This is a genomic window from Acidobacterium sp. FHG110202_01 (assembly GCF_059115305.1).
Genome location: NZ_JBZYWJ010000010.1, coordinates 203,214 through 225,829 on the forward strand (window position 1 = coordinate 203,214; position 22,616 = coordinate 225,829).

The 22,616-nt window shown below is 52.8% G+C and carries 18 protein-coding genes; 8 read left to right on the forward strand and 10 right to left on the reverse strand.

Features of this window, described 5'->3' with window-relative positions; all coding sequences use genetic code 11:
• Positions 1-8: 8 nt before the first annotated feature.
• Genes AC5S16_RS20470 through AC5S16_RS20485 form a run of 4 tightly spaced genes read left to right on the forward strand, consistent with a single transcriptional unit; the run spans position 9 to position 3,747 of the window.
• Positions 9-860 (forward strand): phosphonate ABC transporter ATP-binding protein, encoded by an 852-nt coding sequence (locus AC5S16_RS20470; protein ID WP_493931971.1) that lies wholly within the window; start codon positions 9-11, stop codon positions 858-860.
• Entirely contained in the window at positions 860-1,699 is an 840-nt protein-coding gene (gene phnE, locus AC5S16_RS20475; protein WP_493931972.1) for a phosphonate ABC transporter, permease protein PhnE, read from the forward strand. The genes AC5S16_RS20470 and phnE (AC5S16_RS20475) overlap by 1 nt, the downstream gene beginning before the upstream one ends.
• Positions 1,696-2,514 (forward strand): phosphonate ABC transporter, permease protein PhnE, encoded by an 819-nt coding sequence (gene phnE / locus AC5S16_RS20480; protein WP_493931973.1) that lies wholly within the window; start codon positions 1,696-1,698, stop codon positions 2,512-2,514. Before phnE (AC5S16_RS20475) ends, phnE (AC5S16_RS20480) begins: the two co-directional genes overlap by 4 nt.
• Positions 2,515-2,547: 33 nt before the next feature.
• Positions 2,548-3,747 carry an alpha-D-ribose 1-methylphosphonate 5-triphosphate diphosphatase gene (locus tag AC5S16_RS20485; protein WP_493931974.1) on the forward strand — a complete coding sequence of 400 codons (1,200 nt, stop codon included), beginning with the start codon at positions 2,548-2,550 and terminating at the stop codon, positions 3,745-3,747.
• Positions 3,748-3,800: 53 nt separating this feature from the next.
• Here the strand turns inward: AC5S16_RS20485 and AC5S16_RS20490 are convergent, their stop codons facing one another.
• The 5 genes from AC5S16_RS20490 to AC5S16_RS20510 all read right to left on the reverse strand — a co-directional run bounded on the left by AC5S16_RS20490 (position 3,801) and on the right by AC5S16_RS20510 (position 7,634).
• Complete coding sequence (locus AC5S16_RS20490) at positions 3,801-4,784, reverse strand: aldo/keto reductase (RefSeq protein ID WP_493931975.1); 984 nt, start codon at positions 4,782-4,784, stop codon at positions 3,801-3,803.
• A gap of 170 nt (positions 4,785-4,954) precedes the next feature.
• Positions 4,955-5,941 (reverse strand): amidohydrolase family protein, encoded by a 987-nt coding sequence (locus tag AC5S16_RS20495; protein ID WP_493931976.1) that lies wholly within the window; start codon positions 5,939-5,941, stop codon positions 4,955-4,957.
• 76 nt (positions 5,942-6,017) lie between these two features.
• Positions 6,018-6,206 carry a hypothetical protein gene (locus AC5S16_RS20500; protein ID WP_493931977.1) on the reverse strand — a complete coding sequence of 63 codons (189 nt, stop codon included), beginning with the start codon at positions 6,204-6,206 and terminating at the stop codon, positions 6,018-6,020.
• A 26-nt stretch (positions 6,207-6,232) separates the two neighbouring features.
• Positions 6,233-7,009, reverse strand: a complete 777-nt coding sequence (locus tag AC5S16_RS20505) for an SDR family NAD(P)-dependent oxidoreductase (protein WP_493931978.1) — start codon at positions 7,007-7,009, stop codon at positions 6,233-6,235.
• 58 nt (positions 7,010-7,067) lie between these two features.
• Positions 7,068-7,634, reverse strand: coding sequence for a TetR/AcrR family transcriptional regulator (locus tag AC5S16_RS20510; protein ID WP_493931979.1), 567 nt, complete (start codon positions 7,632-7,634; stop codon positions 7,068-7,070).
• A 165-nt stretch (positions 7,635-7,799) separates the two neighbouring features.
• Between AC5S16_RS20510 and AC5S16_RS20515 the strand changes: the two genes are divergently transcribed.
• Positions 7,800-9,287 carry a hypothetical protein gene (locus tag AC5S16_RS20515; RefSeq protein ID WP_493931980.1) on the forward strand — a complete coding sequence of 496 codons (1,488 nt, stop codon included), beginning with the start codon at positions 7,800-7,802 and terminating at the stop codon, positions 9,285-9,287.
• Positions 9,288-9,313: 26 nt separating this feature from the next.
• On the opposite strand, the gene AC5S16_RS20520 is transcribed toward AC5S16_RS20515, so the two are convergent.
• The 4 genes from AC5S16_RS20520 to AC5S16_RS20535 form a co-directional block, all read right to left on the reverse strand.
• Entirely contained in the window at positions 9,314-9,739 is a 426-nt protein-coding gene (locus AC5S16_RS20520; protein ID WP_493931981.1) for a GNAT family N-acetyltransferase, read from the reverse strand.
• Positions 9,740-9,901: 162 nt separating this feature from the next.
• Positions 9,902-10,822 carry a DMT family transporter gene (locus AC5S16_RS20525; protein ID WP_493931982.1) on the reverse strand — a complete coding sequence of 307 codons (921 nt, stop codon included), beginning with the start codon at positions 10,820-10,822 and terminating at the stop codon, positions 9,902-9,904.
• Positions 10,822-12,216: a galactokinase gene (locus AC5S16_RS20530; protein WP_493931983.1), complete on the reverse strand. Its 1,395-nt coding sequence runs from the start codon at positions 12,214-12,216 to the stop codon at positions 10,822-10,824. The genes AC5S16_RS20525 and AC5S16_RS20530 overlap by 1 nt, the downstream gene beginning before the upstream one ends.
• Positions 12,217-12,296: 80 nt before the next feature.
• On the reverse strand, positions 12,297-13,061 hold the full coding sequence (locus tag AC5S16_RS20535) for a DeoR/GlpR family DNA-binding transcription regulator (protein WP_493931984.1): 765 nt from the start codon (positions 13,059-13,061) through the stop codon (positions 12,297-12,299).
• Positions 13,062-13,415: 354 nt separating this feature from the next.
• On the opposite strand from AC5S16_RS20535, the gene AC5S16_RS20540 reads away from it, so the two are divergent.
• Both AC5S16_RS20540 and AC5S16_RS20545 read left to right on the forward strand, forming a co-directional pair.
• The gene (locus AC5S16_RS20540) at positions 13,416-16,703 is read left to right on the forward strand and encodes an outer membrane beta-barrel protein (protein ID WP_493931985.1); all 3,288 of its coding nucleotides are present in this window, start codon (positions 13,416-13,418) and stop codon (positions 16,701-16,703) included.
• 74 nt (positions 16,704-16,777) lie between these two features.
• Entirely contained in the window at positions 16,778-17,572 is a 795-nt protein-coding gene (locus AC5S16_RS20545; RefSeq protein WP_493931986.1) for a glycerophosphodiester phosphodiesterase, read from the forward strand.
• A 50-nt stretch (positions 17,573-17,622) separates the two neighbouring features.
• On the opposite strand, the gene AC5S16_RS20550 is transcribed toward AC5S16_RS20545, so the two are convergent.
• A complete protein-coding gene (locus AC5S16_RS20550; RefSeq protein ID WP_493931987.1) occupies positions 17,623-18,942 on the reverse strand; it encodes a hypothetical protein in 1,320 nt (439 codons plus the stop codon).
• A 176-nt stretch (positions 18,943-19,118) separates the two neighbouring features.
• Here AC5S16_RS20550 and AC5S16_RS20555 point away from each other — a divergent pair, with 176 nt between their 5' ends.
• Positions 19,119-22,595 (forward strand): carboxypeptidase-like regulatory domain-containing protein, encoded by a 3,477-nt coding sequence (locus tag AC5S16_RS20555; protein ID WP_493931988.1) that lies wholly within the window; start codon positions 19,119-19,121, stop codon positions 22,593-22,595.
• Positions 22,596-22,616: the final 21 nt, after the last annotated feature.

The following is a 22,616-nucleotide window of genomic DNA, read 5'->3' on the forward strand; positions in this document are numbered from 1 at the left end:
GTCCCCCGATGCTCTCTGTTTCCGGAATTACAAAGACGCTTTCCAATGGTCGTTGCCTGCTCAATAGGATCAGCTTCACCGTTAACCGTGGGGAATTTGTTTCCATTCTCGGTTCGAGCGGGGCAGGGAAGTCGCTTACATTGCGTTGTATCACCGGGCTTACGACTCCGGATAGTGGAGACATCAAGTTCACAGCGCCGGGCGGCGAGACCTACTGCACGACAAATGTGAACGCAAAAGAACTGAGGCTGGCCCGTCGCAATATTGGCCTGATGTTTCAGGGGTCGAACCTCGTCAAGCGTCTGACGGTGCTGGAAAACGTCATGCTGGGTCGGCTTGGTCATATTCATCCACTGCGCAGCTGGACGCTTGGCTTTAAGGACTCCGAAGCACGCGAAGCCGCTGAGGCGCTCGACCGGGTGGGAATGGTCAACTTTATGTCGCGTCTCGCAGGATCATTAAGCGGCGGCGAGATGCAGCGCGTCGCTATTGCCCGAGCTATTTATCAGCGCCCTCTAGTCTATCTTGCCGATGAACCTATCTCGAGCCTCGACCCTAAAAACGCGGAAATCATCATGGCTTTACTGCAGCCGCTGGCTCGCGAAACGCCAGTGATCGGAGCATTTCATCAGCCTGAGCTCACGGCAAAGTACTGCACGCGCGTCATTGGCATGCGACACGGAAATGTCATTTATGACGGTTCTGCAAAGCTCAATAAATCTGAACTCGAGCAAATTTACAGCGATCAGGAATCCAGCACATTCACGACGATGCAGAAGTCGGATTCGCAACCGCCCTTTCCTGGACCTGGTCTGCGTCCGGATCTGCGGCACGGAATAGGCGCCGGAGTGGGAGTTTGATGCAGGCTCCTGTTGTTCCAGTAGTTCAGCAGCAACACCCCCTCGCCGAATGGAAACAGGGTGTTATGCAGCGCCGGGGCAGGAAGGCGCTGATCGTAGTGATCTTCGTAACGCTTTTTCTCTTTTCGATGTGGCGTTGCGGAGTCAGTTTCAAAGTGCTGCTCGAGGGCATCAGCAAAGGCCTTGGCCTCGTTGATATGTTTGTTCCTCCCGAGTGGTCAGCATTGCCTCAAATGCTGTCACCCATCGGTGTCACCATTGTTATGGCCTTTGCGGCCACAATCCTGGGAACAATTTTTTCTTTTCCCTGCGCTCTCGGCGCATCCTCTAACATCGCGCCGAAATGGCTGCGATACACGATGCGCACTTTCATCGCATGCGAACGCGGGCTGCCGGAAATTATTCTGCTTCTACTGCTCGTTGCCGCTTTCGGGCTGGGAGCGTTTCCCGGCCTTATGGCACTGTCCATCAGCAGTATCGGCATGCTGGCCAAGCTGCTGGCTGACTCTATTGAAGAGATTGAACCACAGGCCCTCGAATCCATTGTCGTTACTGGCGCGACGCAATCGCAGGTGATCCGCTATGCTGTTGTTCCCGAGATATTGCCGTCTCTTCTGGCAAATGCGCTTTTCCGTTTTGAGGTGAATATTCGCGCCTCTGTATTGCTCGGTGCTGTCGGAGCAGGCGGCATTGGGTATGAACTCAGCATCGCCATGTCGTCGCTCGAATATCGTCGTGCGACAGTTGCCATTGGTGCTTCGCTGCTGCTGGTACTTATCTCTGAGCGAATATCGGATCTTTTCCGGGCGCGCATCCTGAAGAAAGGAAATCTGGAATGAGTGTCACTGTGCTGGCCAGCGCGCTGCCTTCGCGCAAGTTCCGTCAGCTCGCATTCTTTGTTCTGGCAACCGTTGTTTCCCTTGTCGCACTCATTGCTTATCTGGGAGTGAATCCACTCGTCATCTTTAGTGAATTCCACTACGTTCAGGACACCGCCCGGCAGATTTTCCCGCCCAACCTCAGTTTGCTCTGGACCAAAAAGACGCTCTACGTCTCTTTGGTCGAAACTCTCTCGATGGCTTTTCTGGGCACGATCTTCGGCGGTTTCATTGCTCTTGTGTTGGCTTTTCTTGCCGCACGTAATACTTCTCCGAGTCCATGGCTGCGCTTTGCGGTGCGAGGCCTGCTTGCTGTTGAGCGTTCCCTGCCGAACTTCATCGTTCTGCTGGTGCTGCTGATCGCTGTCGGTATCGGCCCCTTTGCAGGAATGCTGGCGCTTACCATAGGTTCAGTAGGCATGTTCGGAAAGCTCTTTGCTGATGCGATTGAACAGTCCGACGCGAATATCACCGAATCAATTCAAAGCGTAGGCAGCACCCGGCTGCAACTGATCCGCTATGCGATCCTGCCGCAGACGCTACCTTCATTTATCGCAAATCTTTTTTACGCCTTTGATGTGAACCTGCGTGCGGCGATTCCGCTTGGCGTCTTTGGAGGCGGAGGCATCGGCTACGAACTGAATTTTGCCGATCGCCTCCTTCACTACAAGGACGTCCTTGCATATGCATTGATTCTGGTCGTACTCATTTCCATCGTAGAACGCATTTCCGATTGGGTCCGCCGCGGCATTCTTTCCCAGTCGATTGCGAAGTAATCAACCTGTTTCGGAAAGGGAAGCCTCGATCGAATGATGACAGAGACAGTTCTTACTAACGCGCGTATCGTTCTGCCCAATGAAGAGATCTACGGCTCGCTGATCCTTGTGGATGGACTCATCAGCGAAATATCTCCGCGTATCTATATCAATGGTATCGACCTGGAAGGCGCCATCCTCATCCCCGGAATCATCGATATCCATACCGACTATCTTGAGCGCGAGATGAGCCCTCGTCCGGGTGCAAGATTTCCGCTTGAGATGGCGCTGCACATGATGGATTTGCGTGCCCTCAGCTCGGGATTGACGACGGTCATTTCCGCTGCGCGCATCTCCGAAGAGCGTCAAGGGCCTGCGGGCTCCTGGCGTGGAGATGGCCTCGCGCTCGCGCGCCGCTACGAGGAGTTGATTCCTTACCTGCGGGCACGCCATCGCATCCACGTTCGCTGGAGCACAAACTTCGAACCCGTAAAACACATTCTCGAACAGTTGCTCGAACTCAAGAGCATCGGCAACATCGTCTTCAATGACGATACCCCCGGAGAGCGCCAGTTTCGCAATATCGAAGCGCTTATCCGCGAAAGCGCTATCCGGCAGGAGATTTCTATTGAGGAAGCCCGCAGGAAGATGGACGAGCGCATTGCGCGCGCCCGCACTGTAAACAACCGCATGAAGGTCAGGGATACGATTGCAGGCCGTATTCCGATTGGCAGCCACGATGACACAACCATTGAGCACGTGCTTGAAGCGCACGATGCGGGAGCTACGCTAAGCGAGATGCCTTGCAGCATAGAGGCCGCGCGCAAAGCAAAAGAACTGGGCATGATGGTCTGCATGGGCGCGCCTAACTACTACCGCGGTGGGTCGCACTGTGGAAACCTGTCATGCCATGACGCTATGGCAGAGGACCTCGTTGATATTCTCTGCAGCGATTACCACTTCCCGTCCTTGCTTGCCTGCGCAACGCGCATGATGGAATCGGGTATTCCCCTGCCGTCCGCAATAAGCATGATCACGCTGAATCCTGCCCGTCATTTGCGTCTTGATTCCACGATTGGCAGCATCGAGCGCGGCAAGTTGGGGGATATGGTAGCTTTCCATGCGCGGAATGGCTACAACGACGTGGTACGCGTATGGGTCGAAGGCAAAGAGCGCTTCTCTGCCGCAGCGCGGCCGACAGAATCCTCAGACGAGCGCGTTCTGGTCCACCAAGAAGAAAGTGCGCGACTGTAGCACCGGAAAACGGTTTGTGCCATGCCGAGTGTGGAACTCGGCATGGCACAGTTCTAACGATTGACAGCTGCCTGGAACTGAGCGGGATAGCGGGCTCCTTGGATTTCGATCTCCGCTAACGCATCTCCGATGCTTCTCAGATCGTGTGCGGAAAGTTGTACTTCCGCCGCCCCAATGTTCTCCTCAAGCCGGTGCAGTTTTGTAGTTCCCGGAATGGGGACAATCCAGGGCTTCTGCGCGAGCAGCCACGCAAGCGCAATCTGAGCGCGAGTCACTTTCTTCCCTTCTGCAATCTGTCCGAGCACTTCGACAAGCTTCTGATTGGCCTTGCGAGCCTCCGGGGAGAAACGCGGAACGATGTTGCGGAAATCCGTGCTGTCGAATTGGGTGTTTTCATTGATGGCGCCTGTAAGGAAGCCCTTGCCAAGAGGACTGAATGGCACGAAACCAATTCCGAGCTCTTCGAGCAATGGCAGAATTGCATCTTCAGGCTCCCGCCACCAGAGGGAATATTCACTTTGCAGAGCAGTGACCGGTTGGATGGCGTGAGCGCGTCGAATGGCTGAAACGCCCGCTTCTGACATGCCAAAGTGCTTCACCTTACCTGCGGTGATAAGCTCCTTCACTGTGCCGGCAACGTCATCGACAGGCACATTGGGGTCGACCCGGTGTTGATACAGTAGATCGATCCTATCCGTTCGCAGCCGCTTCAGCGCAGCTTCAACATGAGCTCTGATATTTTCCGGACGACTATCCATTCCATTGGCAGGTCTGGCATCCTTGAAACCAAATTTGGTTGCAATCACAACCTGGTCGCGGAACGGCTCCAGCGCCTCGCCCACAAGCTCCTCGTTGGCATAAGGGCCATAGGCCTCAGCGGTATCGAAAAACGTTATTCCGCGCTCAAAGGCAGCACGGATGAGTGCAATGCCCGCCTGCTTCTCTACTGCAGGACCGAGCCCGAAGCTCAGTCCCATACAACCAAGTCCGAGGGCCGAAACCTTCAATCCGCTTCTTCCCAACTCACGAGTTTCCATACTTTGCTCCTTTTCTTCACACATGAACATTGCGCAGCAAACATACAGGCTGCCGAATAGCCGACATTATCCGAGCCGTCGAAACCAGCCAGGTGCACTAGCCACTTTGATCAGCGTCTGTATAACGTCCCGTGTCGGTAACGAGGAACGCGCTTCCTGTAAGAGAACGGTCACGCATGAGAGGCCGACTGCGTTAGATGCTCCCAATTACCATGAGCAAATAATGCCTTCTCTTTCGGAGCGAGAGACGCTTCATTGAGGAACGAACGTCCTGCGCCACCCGGCCGATACTGGTAGGGATAATCGGTGGAGAACAAAATGCGCTCTTGGCCAATGATTTCAAGCGTGCGCTGCAGGTATGACTGATTCCACATCCCGCTTGGAGTCACATACAAGTTTTGCCGGATGTAATCAGCAATGGGTCTTTGCAGCTTTGCGATACGTGAGAGTGAGTTCAGCCGTTCAAGGTAAAAAAGAACAACCTCGCCCCAATGGCCGAGAATAATCTGCAGATCAGGGTATTTATCGAAGACACCTGCAAGCATCAATCGTACGAATTGGATGCCAGCCTCGTAGTGCCACCCCAAAGCGAATGTCGCAAACGCTGTATCGATCAAGTCTCCGAATCCTGAGTAATAGACCTCCCTTACGGCACGTTGCGGGATCTGAGGATGCACAAACACAGGAACGCCGAGCTTTGCAGCGGTTTCCAAGGTAGGAAGGAAGTCAGGGTGGTCCAGGTTTTTGTCGCGAGTGCGACCACAGAGCATCGTTCCCACAAACCCCAGGCGAGTTATGCTCCGCTCAAGCTCACGGGCGGCCTCCATTGGCGCAGCGGTTGGCAACGTGGCGAAGCCCTGGAACCGTGTGGGATGCTTTGCAATCGTTGCGGCAACCAGATCATTCGTGCGCTGCGCCAAGACCACACTCGCTTCGGGGTCGAGGTTGTGCAGAGCTGGAGTGGTCACAGAAAGAACCTGTACGTCTACGCCGCTTTCATCCATAAGCACTATGCGTCCCTGGCTGAGATCGTCGAGCCGCTCTTCAATCTCTCCGCGGTCGAACCCGGCAGTACCTTCCTGCCCGATTGGGGAAGATGCCCACGCCGTACGAATTTCACTGGTAAGGAAGTGCTCTTCGATAGCAATCAGTTTCATGATTCCGTCTCTTTCCTGGCCTCGCGCCGGCTCGGCACGCGAATCTGGTCTTGATGAGCATGACAAGATGTATTTATCAGGACCATAGCTCGGACAGAATGCGCACGAACCTGGAAGCGAGCATGGAATGGCCCTTCTCGTCGTAATAGATGCCGGGCGCGGCGGATTGATTCAACAACGCTTTCGCAATAACGTGCGCTGCTCGACCGCCGCTCCCGACCAACACGACTGTGCCGTATTTTGCCATCTCAAATGCGTCCTGCATTCTTTGTTTCTCGTTAGTTGATCGCCCTAAACGTAGCCGCCCGTAACCTCGATGCGCTCTGCATTGATCCAGCGATTGTCCTCAGAGAGCAGTGACGCAATCATCCGACCAATGTCATCGGGAACACCTGCTCGGCCCAGCGCTGTCCCTTCGGCCACCCTTTTGTTCATGGCAGGATTGTCGCGGACGATGCCTCCGCTGAAATCCGTTTCCGTGGCACCCGGAGCAACAACGTTGACGGCGATCCTTCGCGGGCCAAGTTCCTTCGCCAGGTGCTTCGACAGCACTTCAACCGCACCCTTCATCGATGCGTAAACAGATCCGCCCGGAAAAGCGATGCGTGTCCGGGCCGTCGACACGTTGACGATCCGCCCCCCGTCATGGATGAGAGGAAGAAGCTTCTGCGTCAGGAAGAAAACACCTTTGAAATGGACGTTGCAGATGCTGTCGAACTCTTCCTCGGTCGCGTTCTCGAAAGGCATGTTGTTGTGATTATTGCCAGCGTTGTTGACCAGATAGTTGAAGTGCGTGGCTCCGAGCCTGGAGAGCGCATCTTTCACGCTCTCGACAAAGGTGTCGAACGAAGCAATCTTGCCGGTATCCAGTTGCAGGGCAATGGCTTCCGCTCCTGCGGCTTTCACTGCGGCAATGACCGCCTCCGCGTCTGTGCCATGAGTGTGATATGTGAAAATCGTATTGATGCCGCGTTTTGCGAGGCTCTCAACCGTATTGCGGCCAATACCGCGGCTGCCGCCTGTAACAATTGCGATCTTCTTAGAGGAAACATCCGTTTCTATCGGCATTTTTATGCTCCAATCTTTTATAGTGTCTGTCTAGACAGACATTTATGAGTGCGAGAAATCAAGCCAGCACTCGCCACAGCGCGTCGAAGCCAATCTTGCAATGCTTCTTCGCATTTTTGGGGTCCTGGACCATGTAGTCCATTGTTGCCTCCGCAAGAGAGTTCATGATCGTGACGACAAAACTTCTCGGCGCGTCACGCATTGGGCCATTGGCGCGACTTCGCTCCATTAACTCGGCAATTCTTGCCATCGTTTTATGGCCTGCCGTGCGAGTGGTCTGTGTGATGTCATCAGAAACGCTGAGCTGAGCCAGTGCTCTCCGTTTTTCGGGAAAGCGGACCGCCCAGTCCATCCAGTTCCGCCAGATGTGGAAGAACTGCTCACGAAGTTTTGCACCATTTGGAAAGTCCTTCATGGCCGCGGCTGCCATCTCTGCTTTCAACTCGAGATAAAGTTGATTGAAAAGTTCTGCTTTGGTCTCAAAGTAGGTGAAGAGCGAACCGTTGGCCACGCCAGCCTCTTTGGCAATGCCCATCGTCGGGGCACTCAATCCTTTCGTCACGATGACGCGGGTTGCGGCGTCAAGGATGGCGCTTCGCTTGTCATCGCTCTTTGGCCTCGGCATATTTCAAGTGTATAGATAACCGTCTAGTCAGTCAACTACGCGGTTCCGATCTAAAAGTCAGAGTGTGCCTTGAAAATGCGTCTTCGATGAGCGAGCCCAATTCCTGGCGATAAGCCGGGTTATGATAACCAATTGTCACTACTCTTGGCCGCATGGAGGTTGAGGATGGATCGCAGGTTATTTTTGCAAAATGTTGCGGGAACACTGGTCGCAGCGTCGCTGCCGGGGGGAGCTGCAGGTCTTGCGGCAGATCCGGCAACACAGGATAAGATGATCGGCATTCAAATTGGAGCCGTCTCCTTCGCCGACGAAGGCGCTTCAAAGGTGCTCGACGAGTGCCAGAAGAGCGCCTTTATCAACACACTGTTCGTTGCCACCTTTACCTACGGTCGCGGCATCGCCGGACGCCAGGTACCGGGACAGCCGCTGCCTGATCATGGCAGTCAGAAGTACGATACCGACACTTTCTTCGGAGGCTCATACACCAAGGTCAATCCGAAGTACTACACCAACACGGCTTTCAAAGATTTTCGTGCGCCCGATCTTGGAAACTTCGATGTGCTTGAACAGGTGATTCCTGAAGCAAAGAAGCGAGGCATGAAAACGATCTGCTGGTACGAAGACGTCTTCCGCCGGGGTCTGCCCAATGTTGAGAAACTGCAGGAAGTCGAGCTTTCGGGCAAAAAGGCTGCAACGCTCTGCTTCAATAATCCTGATTACCTGTCATGGCTTCAGGACATTGCCGAAGACTGGTCTCGGTCGTATGACATCGACGGCATCATGTGGGGCTCTGAGAGGCAAGGAGCGCTGTCTAATGTTCTTGGTGCGAGCCACGGTCATCCACAGCCATCGACCGCCACGTGTTTCTGCGAGTTCTGTTATGCGAAAGCGCGTCGTCAAGGTATCAATCCAGAACGTGCCAGGCAAGGCTTCCTTGAACTCGAGAAATTCGTGTTGGCAAGCCGCAAAGATGTTCGTCCTGTCGATGGCAGCTATGTCGAATTCTGGCGCCTGATGTTGCGTTACCCCGAGATGCTGGCATGGGAAAGCTTGTGGACGTCCAGCCTGCGCGCCGCCCAGAAGGCGATCTACGATCGAGTAAAGTCGGTCAACCCGAAGCTAGGTGTCGGCTGGCATATCTGGCATAACAACTCCTTCAACCCAATCTATCGTGCTGAACAGGATCTTGCCGAGATGGCTCCTTACTCCGACTTTCTGAAGATAGTCATATATCAGAACTGCGCTGGCGAGCGGATGGCGGACTATATCAACAGCGTTGGAACTTCCTATTTCTCAGATATCCCAAAGCAGGAGCTCCTAGAATTTCATTATCGTGTATTGGACTATGGGAAAGAGGTCGATCTGAAAGACCTTCCCACGGCTGGTTTTTCCGCAGACTACGTCTATCGCGAGACAAAGCGCGCTAAAGAGGCACTGAAGAACTCCAGAACAAAATTATGGCCTGGCATCGATATTGATATTCCGACCGCTAACGGAAACGCCAAGTGCACACCGGCCGGCACCAAAGCTGCCGTGCTCGCATCCTTCCATGGTGGAGCGGACGGTGTAATCCTGTCGCGCAAATACTCCGAGATGAAGCTCGAAAATCTTCGAGCGGCAGGTGCAGCACTCAAAGAGGTGAGGCTTAGCTAAGGCGAGAAACCGGAAATCTATCTTTCTTACCGAAGGCGTTCCATATAGCAATCCGGACGATCGGCAATGCGAAAGCCAAGATGGCGATAAAAATCCTGGGCGTCATGCGTGATCAAGGAGACTCTTTTGAGATTACTGACGTCCGGATGCTCGAGAATAGAACGGATCAACCATTGCCCCAGACCTTGTCTTCTTCTTTCTTCTATCAGGTAAACATCGCAAAGATAGGCATACGTAACATAATCGGTAATTACTCTGGCAAAGCCAATTTGCCTGCCGTTCTCCTGCAAGCAGAAACAGAGGGAGTTTCCCAGAGCCCGTTCCAGGGATTCCCTGGTCAATTCTGTCCACCAATTCGCCTGTTCCAGGAAACTGAAGACCGCATCCTTATCGAGACATGTTGGGTTTGTTGAGATAACAAAATCACCCTTTATTCGGAGAAAATAATTCACACCCCTAGACATCCTTTCTCATTAGCGGCATCGATGGGATAGACTCTATCTTCTATTTAACTAAGCGTAAATCAATGTGAAGACCTGGGGCAGAGGTCTTCAATCATATATGTTAAATATTAACAGCGCAGAGGTAAGGCGGGCACTCTTTACCCGCGGTTGTCAGAATGAAGTATCGCAGCGATAGAGCAGCAGAGTCGCCATAAGGACAAGGACCGATCCCAAAATGGCCATGGGAGCCAAGTGTTCTCCGAGAATATTGGAGGCAAGGAAAACTCCAAACAGTGGCACCAGGTAAAGAGAAGCAGATGCAACGATGGCATCTACCTGCTTCAGAGCTTTCAGGAAGAGCACCATCGACAAGCCGTAGAAGAGTAGCGCAAGGTAGCCGAACGCCATCCACTGCTTGATAGAAAGATAGGCCAGATTTGCAAAGAAGTGCGGCTCAAAAAAAAGAAGCACCGGCAAACTGAAAATAGATGTGGAAAGATAACTGAAGATCAAAGTCTCGATCTCGGAGAAAGCTCCAAGAAGCTGTTTGGAATAGACGTTATAGAACGCGGAACCGAGGCAGCCTGCCATGATGAAAAGGTTCCCTGCAAACTCTCGATTGCGCATCGCTGGACCGGATATCCGATGCAGGGGAGATATGAGGAAGACTCCCGCGAAGCCAAGCAGCAGGGTGCTGATACGAAGTATCGAAAGGCGTTCCCGCAATATCCAGACTGCGAGGAGTGCGCCAAAGATGGGGATCAGAAGACTCAGCACGGCTCCGCTGGATGCGGTAGACCAATTGACGCCGATGGTCATCCCTACCTGCGCTGTGAACTGACCGCAAATGCCAACAAGCAAAAATTCACGGTGAAGCTTCCAGGCGGACTTGAATTTGCGGGCAATCCCTCTCTGAATGCAAAGAATGGCGAGCCCCAACAGAGTAGCAAGATACAAGGGAAGAAGGGCAATGGCAAGGGGATGGAGCCTCCCGGCGAGTAGCTTGACGGCAATACCCTGACCCGCCCATAAGAGATTCGCCGCTACCAGCAGAAAAATTGCGGAGGGCGGATTCTTCTGTGGCAGAAGCACTATTGTTTTTCCTGTAGTGGAAGCTGAAATGTCGAAATGCCCGTAGCGTCGACCCCATCGGAGCTTCCTGCAAAGATGTGAGGGATAGCGCCTTTCTTTTCGGCATACTTTCGGACAATATTCTGGATCGCTGGCTCACTGTCTGAACGGCCCAGGATTGCCACGACTCCTCCAGCGCCGCCACCGGTCATCTTGGCTCCCGGCAGACCTTCCTCGAAAGCAAGAGCAACCAGTTCGTCGCACGCATCAGAGCCAAGTCCGCACTCGGAATATGCGACATGGGATTGCCGCAGAATCTCCCCGATGAGTTGAAGGGAAGCATCTGACAGCGGACATTGAAGAAGCGTGCTTACTGTTTGTACGCGAAGGTTTTCCTCAACGGCATATCGGACCGCGGCGCGGATTGGATAATCCAGGTCAGGTGAGACAGTCGTGAAGGCATCAATATGATCTCCTGCCTGGGAGAGGAAATCATGCCCGCTCAGGAACTCTGGAAGCCAGCGCTCGTATATGGAGCGAAACTCTGATAAGGGCAGGTTCGAGAGATAGCCGTTCCAGCGTGAATCTGTCCATCGCTGAATCTGCGATGTATGGTCTGGGAGCGGATCGATGGCTTGGTACCGGCAAATCAGCTTGTATCCCATGAAGGCTGCGGCGCGGGCCCTCTCATAGAGTGTGCCGGCAGTAGCCCGAGGCGCCATGGAGTCGATGCCCCAGAAACGAATGCCTTCGGGAAGTTGAACCAGCGGAAATGGTTTGCAAGGCTGGCAGAGAAGAGGCAGCAGCTGGTTCTTTTTTCCCAGCACGATTGCCGCCTGGTCCATGATACCGCAGGCTGCACCGACAACAACGTTCTCCACCCATTGACCGGCTGTGGCCAGGGTAATGCCTTCGAGAGAGAGTCCGCATGCAGCTGATACTGCTTTCAGCGTGGCGACTTCAAGCGCGGCAGAGGAACTGACTCCTTTGTTTGGCGGCAGGTTTGAAGCAATAAAGAGGCTGATTCCACCTTCAGTAAGGCAGCCATGGAAACGCTTCAAATAATAAAGTGAGCCGAGGACATACGCAATCCAGTGGGAGGTTTCCCTCTGTGTACAGAGCAGGCGAATGGTGGCGACATCGCGCAGATCCGAAGACGAAATTTCAAACGAGGAGTCCCAGCCAAACTGCGCAGCCCCGGGATTAAAGATACAGATGCAGCGGTCGCTCCTCAACTGGACAGCAACCCATACAGACTCATGCAGGAGCCCCTGAAGAACCATGCCCCCTGTGAAATCGACATTGCCGCCCATGATGTCAAGGCGGCCTGGGGCACGCGCTACCTGAATCGGCCGTTCCCCTGCGAAGAAATCGTAAACCGCATGGTCTATTGCCTGATCTTCAAAGAAATTCAATTTCGAATGGCTCTCAACACAAGATAGGATTTCTCTTATGTCAAGCTATCGAATTGCTGTACATGGAGTATTAATAAAGATCATTCTGCAACCTGCACTTGAGTCATTCTACGAAGTCGTGCCAGATCATCTTCCAAGATGCCTTTATCTGTCAGGATGAAGTCGCATTCTTCGATGCCGCAAAGGCGATACGTTGCTTCGGTCCCGATCTTACTGCTGTCGACTACCAGAATTTTTCGTTTGCCTGCCTGCAACATCTCACGCTGTGCATCGGGGTCATGAACCATCACTCCACGGGAAAAAGAGATGGCTGCGGCTCCGAAGATGACGGTGTCTGCATAGATAGATGTGAGACTTTTACCCACTGCATGACCGATAAGGTCATGACTGCTCGCGCGATAGACCCCTCCAGTGAGCTCGACGCGAATTCCTTCGGCGGATGCCAACTCTTCAAGAGCAGTAAGCGAAAAGGTGAAAACCACAATATTGCGCCGGTTGCGGAGTTCTCTGGCGACATAAAGCGTTGTGGTTCCTGAATCGAGGACAACCGATTCGCCATCGTGCACCATTGCCGAAGCCGCATTCCCGATGCTGCGCTTGGCATCGGACATTTTCTGCAGGCGCTCGAAAAAGGTTCGTTCGGCTCCCCTCCAATGCTCGATGCGTGCACCGCCGGGGATGCGGATAACTTGCCCTGCCTCTACCAGCTTCTGCAGGTCGCGCCGGATTGTCATCTGAGACACCCGGAAAGCTTCTGCAATCTCAGCAATCGAGGCAGAAGTGTTCGTTTTTAACATCTGAACAATCAAGTCAAGTCTGGAGTGTTCCGCTGTTTCGCTCACCATTCTCTCAATAAATAAGACAAATAAAGACTAGCACTGAATGATAGAGGACGGAAAACATTAGAGAATGTTTGTTCGGATGAAACTCAAAGCCCATATTTAGTGAAAATTTTTATCGCATTACTGTTATGTTTTGTCATTTATTAACATTGGCTTGTTAGCATCCAGAACGTTCGCAATGAAATTACTCCCTGCTGTGTGGTTCCCTATGGAGCCATAAGCCGATAGATTGCTCTGACTGCTACCTCCATTTTTCGCACACACGTTTTCATACCTGAGGTTTTAATGAACTGCCCCTTATTTGCCCCTTCTATATCTGTCTCATCACGGTGCAGTCTCGTTCGGGCGCGCTGCAGGATGCCGCATTCCTTCCAAAGTGTTGCGTTGCTGCTTGTGCTGATTGCTTTCGGTGGTTCGCTTTTCGCACAGACGTTTTATGCGTCCATTAGCGGAGTTGTGAAGGATTCCAGCGGAGCTGTTATTCCTGACGTGGCAGTTACAGTCCATGAAAGCAGCACTGCTACGGAGTACAAGACTGTTACCAGCAAAGACGGGCACTATCGCGTCTCCTTTCTCAAGCCCGGAGGCTATACAGTCCGTTTCGAGAAGGATGGCTTTGCTCAGTTCGTTACGGATGAACTGCAAATCGTGTTGAATCAGGAACTGGTTGTCGATGCATCACTGAAGCTGGGGGTAAGCTCCGAAGTGATTACTGTCTCGGGTACAGCGAGTTCGCTCAATGTAACCAATCCCCAGGTAGGCGGTGAGCTGAGCACACAGGAACTCATCGATCTGCCTGAAGTTACAAATACTCACGGCGCCAATGAATTTCTGATTACGAAGACCTTTGCAGGGGCGGGGAGTACGAGCCAGGACTATTCCAATGTCAACAACCTTACGCTTGGCGGTGGAAGGCCGGTAACCAATCCACTCATTATTGATGGCCTGCCCAGTAATATGGGGGTCGATGGAACCTATGGCTTCATTCCCACTCCAGATTCGACTGAAGAGCTGCAGGTCCTGACTTCTCCCTTTTCGGCGCAGTATGGGCAGACAGGTGGGGGAGCAGTGCTCACGACGACGAAGTCGGGGACAGACCACTTTCACGGCAGCGCTTTCGAATCTTACAGTTCACAGGACCTCACAGCACTTGGCTACTTCTTTGTGCCTGGGACCCCGGTGAATCCTTCGTCTTTTCATTACTTCGGAGGCTCTGTTGGCGGTCCAGTCTGGATTCCCAAAGTATTTGACGGTCGTAAGAGGCGGCTTTACTTCTTTACTGACTGGGAAGATACGCTGACGCATGCGGCGAATAATCCACTCCAGAGCAATGTGCCTACGGCAGCTGAGCTGAATGGAGATTTCTCAGGACCATCTCCGGAGGGTGGGCCTACACCTACTATCTATGACCCGCTGACGACGCAGGTCATCGATGGAAAAATTGTCCGTACCCCATTTCCCGGGAATGTCATTCCCAAGAATCGGCTCGATCCTGTAGGAGCAAACATTGCTGCTTTCTTTCCGAAGCCGAATTGCAGCTTCAACACATTCAACTACTGTGTCACACCTCTTGCGGTCAGCAGCTACCTTTACAATGCTGACCGCGTCGACTACAGCATCTCGGATTATGACCATATATGGGCGAAGTTTTCACGTGACGGCCCGACAAACCAGGCCACAAATAACATCCCGAATGCAGCCAATACGTCAGCCTTGAGCGGCTGGGTGGATGATCACTATGGAATTTCCTGGAGTCATATATTTTCGCCTCGCGTTTCCAATGAGGCCCGCATAGGCTATGTCTCCGAAGAAAATTTCAGCTCGCCTGTTCCCACTGATGCCAGTTCAATCGGACTGAAGGGAGTTCCGCTCACACAGTTTCCTACGGTTTCGACTTCGGAATATATCGGTTTCGGCGCCGGCTCATTTGCAAGAACGCGGGATGGTCATTACATCATCAATGACGCGCTTGCATTCCAGATAGGACACCACAGCCTTTCTGTTGGCGGCGAATTCATGAGATATGCATACAGCTACTACACGCCGGGCGTTCTCAGTGGAAAGTATAGTTTTACGGGGACCTTCACCACGGCGAATGGGCAAACTGGCAACGGCCTCGCCGATCTTCTGTTAGGGCTTCCCGCGACTACAAACATAAATACAACGAATACCATCTTCCATGAAAACCTGAATTACTTTGCCGGGTACGTTCAGGATGACTATCGTCTCTTCACGAATCTGACCGTCAATCTTGGATTGCGTTGGGAATTTGACGGTCCGTATTCCGAGGAGCACAACAACATGTACACCTTCGATCCGGATGTTATCGACCCTGCGACACATGCGCAGGGAGGGATTTTATTTGCGGGCTATAATGGCGCACCTCACAGTCTGATTCCGAATATCTATACCGGAATTTTGCCCCGCATAGGTTTCAATTACAGTCCGATGCGGAACACTGTTGTTCGCGGTGGCTACGGGATCTATCAGTTGCCGAGCATCGGCTTTGGAACAACAGGTCTGACTTCGGCATCGACAGTGAATGCGACCTTCCAGAGTCCAGACGGCGTTACTCCAGCCTACGAGCTCAATCAGGGAGTGCCGCCGTATTCACCGAATGTGGGGCCAGATGGGCAGCCTTTGATTCCGACAAGCCTCACGAAGCCGTCCTCGAATGTTGTCCAGCTTCCACGTAAGGCTGTGCTTCCGTACCTTCAGGAGTGGCAGTTCGGCATTCAGCAGGATTTTGGGCATGACTGGATCGCGGAGATTGACTACGAAGGGAACCATGGTGTTCATCAGCCTGTCTCCCTGCCTATTAACCAGATAGCGCCAACTTCCGGTTGCTGCTATGGAATTAAGGATGCTCAGGGATTGCGACCGTATCCTCAGTTCCTGACCATCAGCGCCCTTACCAACGGTGGAGCCTCTGCATATGCGGCGATGCTCGCTACGCTGACTCATCGCTGGAGCAACGGCATTTCGATGCGCGCTGCATATACGTGGGCGCACGGACTGAATGATGTGGATGCGCCCGCGCGTGCAGATGCGGCTCCCATTCAGAATGTGTACAACCTGCATGCGCAGTGGGGGACTGCGATGACCAATATCCCTCAGAGATTGTCGCTCACGGCAGTCTATGAACTGCCTGTCGGCGCAGGAGGAAGGTTCCTGTCAGATACGCCGGTGGTTTCTCAAATCATCGGGCATTGGAAGGCTAGCACTGTTGCGCAGTTCCAGAAAGGCTATCCCTACAACATTTCCCAGGGAGATACGCTGGGGATATTCTCTGGCGGACAGTACGCGACCAGAATAAGCAATCCTGATCTTCCGCGCGGTTCGCGCACCGTGCAGAAGTGGTTCAACACGGCGGCCTTTGCGGCTACACCGCAGGATACGCTGGGCAATGCGCCGCGCGCGTCTCTTTATGGGCCGGGTCAAAATGTCTGGGACATCGGCTTGATGCGGGATATTCCATTGTGGGAGCGCGTGACTTTCACCTTCCGTGCCGATGCTCATAATGCTTTTAACCATCCACAGTTTTCTGGCCTGGGAACATCTCTGACCAATCTGAAGACCTTTGGGACGGTCACAGGAGCGCAGGACCCGCGCATGCTTCTTCTTGTTGGACGATTCCGCTTCTAGCTGCGCGATGACGATGGATCTAAGCACAACCGCATAAAGGACAAAAAGAAATGCGCCATGTAATTTCGAAGGTATTGGTCGCCTGCATCTTTGCAACCAGCGTCAGCCTGGCTCAGACTGCATGGACGCCGTCAGATGACGGAACAAAGGTCAAAGTGATTGCTCACCGGGGAGAACACCTGCATCATCCGGAAAACACAATGCCTGCTTTTCAGGCTGCCATTGATGCCGGTGCTGATTATTTTGAGCTGGATGTTCGCACAACCTCCGACGGCAAGTTTGTAATCATGCATGACAATACGCTCGACCGAACGACTAATGGTACGGGTGAGGTGCATAAGCATACTTTTGATGAAATTCGTGCTCTTGATGCCGGGGTGAAGTTTTCACCAGAGTTCAAGGGAACAAAAGTGCCGACTCTGGATGAGGCCTTTGATCTGGCTCATGGCAAGATCAATGTCTATGTGGACACAAAGAATGCCGATCCTCAGCAATTGGTGGACGCCATTGCAGCCCACGATATGCAGGACCACGTTGTGATCTACGGGAATCCCTTTTTCCTATATGAAGTGCATAAGATCCGCCCAGCGCTGAAAATTATGCCGGAGGCAATCAGCCCGGATATCTGCAAATTTCTGGTGCGTGGCCTGCAGCCAAAAGTATTAGCTCTCGACGCCAATGATTTTAAGCAAGAGGTCATAGACTGCGCGAAGCAGGCAAGCGCACAGATTTACGTTGATCGTCTTGGCGATGCAGATAATCCCGAAACATGGCAGAAAGCAATCGATCAAGGCGCGAATGGCATCCAGACGAACAGGCCCGCTGACCTGGCCGCGTATCTTCGAGCACATAATTTAGCGGCTCATTAATAAGAGAGGGAATTTCTCCTGTGCAGCGGCGGCACATCGCCGGAACGCAATCAGTGTGCGGCTTCGGAAAGGCGATGACAGGCCACTACTTCGAAGGTATTAAGAGACGACGCCATAGTATTGACGCGGAGCAATATCTCAAACTGGACGTTGCGATCGTCAGCATTGAGACCATGCTCCTGGAGCATGCGAGCAATTGAGTCCACATCTGTGGCCAATCTGTAGGCTGCCTCGGTGGCTACGGCATTCGAACCAGCCAGGATCAGAATGTGTCCTGTCTGGTTTTCATTCGCCAGCAACGCGATAATCGCAAAGGCCTCGCCAGTTCCCCATCCGGGCATCGTCGGAACATAAACCGGCATTTCTCCGCGTGCGGCATGTCGGTTGTAAATAATCTCCCCGTGCTGCACCGGATCATATTTGAAGTAGAAATCGAGGCGGTCCTGAAAAAGAGCAACCCAGGGATTCGACAAAGGACTGCCAAGCAGTACAAAGTTATCTTCGGTTTTAAAATCCTGGGATTGAAGAGCCCTGGCACGGTACGTATCCATGGGGCTCGAAGGCAGTAAACCTCTAACGTCGAGGGCAAATTTGGTGTCAATAAAGGGGACGCTATTACCCTTGAAAAGGCTTGCGACAACGCTGGAAGGATGATCCAGGATCTGTTGTGCCGGTACATACTGATGGCTTGCGTAATCTGCGAGCGAAATCTGACTTCCGACTATTTCTCGAAGAGAGACGATATCGGGATCACTAAATACAATTTTTAACTCTCCTCGACGCGGCAGCATGGCCGACCATGGCAGCCGGTTCGTTCTGGTTTGGTGTGTTCGGAAGTAATAGCCGCCAAACAGAAATCCCAACACCATCAAAACTGCCGCGACAGGCAAAAAGCGGCGCCACACAGAGGATCTCGGGGTCGGCTGACTCATGATCGCTGCAGGCTGGGATGGCCGCGGCTGATTCATTTCTTCTGTTGTTTTAGGCTGCTCGTTTAACTCGATGACGTATGATCCAGGGAGCAATTCAAGACGGATGTCCGTCTCAACCCCATCATAGAAACGCTTCAGCCGCCTTCGGACGTCAGTTGCCGTGACACGTACGATCGCATCCTCGCCCGTATCGTAGGAAGGATCGCGACCGAACAACTGCACTCCTATCAGCCGTTCCTTCAACTCATCAGATTCACCAGCCAGTGTTTTATCTACAAGGTACTGTAAAAACTCACAACTTCTGCGGCTTCTTTTGAAGGCTCGGCTTGTGACGATCTCATGAATGTGCCCCCGAACCTCTTTCGCGCGAGACACGATTGCGGTGGTCCTGAAGGTAAAAGGATCCTCGCTGAACTGTTCCAATCGTCTCGATGCCATCGTGTCAATCTATCAGCCAAACATTCATTACCGTTAAAAATCCCGTTACGGATTAAATAAGTATTTTGCAATAACATACCAAGCCGTTAGGAAGCTTCTTCTAACTACCAGACCGCTCATTTGCGTGCGTACATAAAGGAAGAATTCAGCACCTTCATTGGTAGCAGGAGATGAAAATGAAGCATGGCGGGCGAAGAATCCGGCATATCGGTTTGGCACTGCTTTACTTGGTCAGCGCACATTTGCAGATGCATGCACAATCAGACACCAGCTCCATTGCAGGTTTCGTCAAAGACCCCTCAGGAGCTGTACTTCCAAACGCACAGGTCACGGTAAGGTCCGAGGCAACCCAGGAAAGCCATACAGTCAGTACAGATGGCAACGGATACTATTCACTTTCGAGTCTTCCAGCCGGCCTTTATACCGTTGATGTCCGGATGCAGGGATTCAAACTTTTTGATAGCGTCCACAATAAGCTGGATGCTGCGTCCACGTTATCGGTCAATGCTGTCCTGACTATCGGAACGCCTGAAGAGTCTGTAGAAGTAACCGCGAGTGCCAATTTAATTCAGACTGATTCCGGTGCAGTTCAGCACCAGATTACCGAGGAACAGATCCAGCATCAGGAGCTCAATGGCCGAAATCCGGTCTACATGGCTGAATTGCTGCCAGGTGTGATCACGGGAGCCACGCTTGGTGATTTCAATTTCAGCGTAAGCAAGCCGGGCTACTCTATCAACGGAGCGCGCTCGACAGACACAACAGTAACGATCGATGGTGCACCTGCTGTGCGCACCCGTGCAAACACATATGTGATTGGCGTGCCGAATGTAGATTCAACCGAAGAAATGCAAGTGCTCACTGCGGCTTATGCTGCCGAATACGGCGGGGCCGGCGGTGGCCAGGTCCGCATGGTAAGCAAAAGTGGAACGACCGACTTCCACGGAACGGCATATGAATATTTACGGAATTCGGCGTTGAATGCGAATACCTGGTCGCGCAACCAGAGTCCGGCAACAAGGTTTGCGTCGCCTTTCCGTTATAACGACTTCGGCTTTGCCGTGGGAGGACCGGTGTGGACTCCTGGTCTGCCATCAGTACTACGAAAAAAGCTTTTCTGGTTCGTTGCCGAAGATTGGATCCGTTACCGGTATACCGATACTGTATTTCAGACCGTCCCCACAGCTCTCATGCGCACAGGTAATTTCAGCGAGCTGCTTGGCTCCAATCCGTTTTATAGCTCGCCTGTAACCATCACCAATCTGAATGACTGCACGACGACCAACGGAAAGAAGACCTGCGCCCCGTTTCCGGGGAATATCATTCCGCAAAACCTGCTAAGTCAGAACGGAATGGCCATGCTGAACGCCTATCCGGCGCCAACCCCTGGCTTGCTGGTTAACGGAAATCAGAACTGGGAAGCGGTGGCTCCTCACCCAATCAACCAGCGAAAAGGCTCTTACAACTTCGACTTCGTTGTGAATGACAGGCACCGCATCTCATACCGGAGAACAGACCTCTCCTATAATGAGTACTCGGCTCTCGACCAGGGATCAGGCCTAACAGGCAAGTACAAGCTGTGGCCGAACCAGGCGAACACACTTGCCTGGGTCTGGACAATTACTCCAACCATCATTAACGAAGCAAACGCAACTTATAGCAAAGACGAGGTATCACAGCCGGCCAATGAATCGCTGGCGGGATTTCACCGGACTCAACTGGGAATTAACTACAACTACATAGTTCCCGGCGGCAAGGATCTCGACAAAATTCCCACTCTCAGCCTGCCAAAACCCTTCTATAGCTTGAGCGGCGGACCGTACCCGTCTCACTCTGGCGGTCCGATCTACACATTCAGTGACAGCCTGTCGACAGCCATCGGGAACCACATGCTTAAGTTTGGATTCCAATATGACTATCGGGGCGAGAATGATGATGATCAGATCAACATCACAACTGTTCCCGGAGGCAGCAATAATCAGAACGGAACATTTACACTCTCCGATTCCTATGCGAATGGCAGCGGTTTAGGTATCGCTAACCTGGCCCTGGGATTGGCTGATAGTTATACCGAGATCGGACCACGGGCTTACACGATTTGGCGCGGAGCCATGTATGAATGGTTTGCCCAGGATTCGTGGAAGATTACCCCAAGATTGCACGTCGACTACGGCGTACGCGATGCAATTGTTTACCCATTTCACGCACTTTGGGGGAACGCCGCCTACTTCTATCCCGCCCTGTATGACCCCGCGCAGGCTGTCAGCGTCGATCCGGGTACGGGCCTGGTTGCCCTGGGCAGCGGCAACCAATATAACGGCATGGTCATTCCGGGCCTCTCCGGCTTCCCGAGCGGAGCCGCGGAGCATGGAGTCTTTCAAGCCACCACTCCCGGAGCCTATTCTGCTCTATTTAACAAGAGTTTGCCTCGTGGGTTGATTGATGGTCAAAACGCTTTTCAACCTCGTTTAGGTATCGCATACCAATTTACCGACAAGACTGTAATCCGCGCCGGCGGTGGCCGCTTTCTCACTCGGATGGGGTTGCCGGACAACATCTTTCCAGGTGGAAACTCTCCGTTCCAGCCTTTTGTCACCGTGAGGAATATTTCGATAGACAATCCTGGAGCCGGAATAACTTCCACCACGGCGCCTACATTGGCCGTGACAACGTATGACCGCAACATTAAACAGCCGGAAGGATGGAATTGGAATGTCACGCTGGAAAGAGAGCTTCCATGGCATTCGCTTCTGTCCATCGCCTATGTAGGCCGTCGCGGATTGCACCTTTGGAGATCTGCGGACGCCAATCAAGCACCCGCCGGAACGTCGTTTGCAAATCCTGGAGTCAGCATCGCCGCTTTGGTTCCGTATAAAGGTTTTTCCCAAATCCTGATGGAACAGAGTGGTGCCAGTTCTAAATACAATTCGCTCCAGGTCTTCTGGAACCGTCGGTTCACCAATGGGCTCGGCTTCTCCGCCGCTTATACCTGGGCCAAGAGCATGGACAACAGCTCCAGTTACAGCGACATCGTTCCGGACACTTACAACACAAGCAATCTTTGGGGCCCTTCCACTTTCGACGTTCGTAATGCCTTTGTCGCCACCTCCACTTATGACTTGCCTTTCTTAAGAGAACAGCGAAATCTCACCGGCAAGCTACTCGGCGGCTGGCAGCTCAGCGTTACCGCTCAATTTTTGACTGGTGCTCCCGGAAGTGTTTACAGCACAAATGCTGACTACGCAGGAATCGGGTATGCCGGCCTGCCGCAATTCTGGATGGTGAATGGAAGGCCGCAGTATCCGCGCCAATTCTCGACCAGCGCAACAAGCTCGAATACTTACTTCAGTACGACAACGCCCTCCGGCACTCCATTGTTTACCCAACCCCAAAAGGGCACCTTCAATTTGCAGAATGGAATTCGAGATATCATCTACGGTCCCGGCTTCCAGGATTGGAACGCGGGGCTGTTCAAGAAATTTGCCATCGACGAACGCAATGTCTTTGAGTTTCGTGCCGAGGCCTACGATGTTTTCAATCACCCCAACTGGAACAGCCCTGGCCTAACTCCCGGTACTTCCACTTTCGGCAAGGTCACCAGCAAATCTGACCTTTCGAGGCAGCTCCAGCTGTCATTACGTTACTCGTTCTAAGACATGAGGAGACGGTGATTC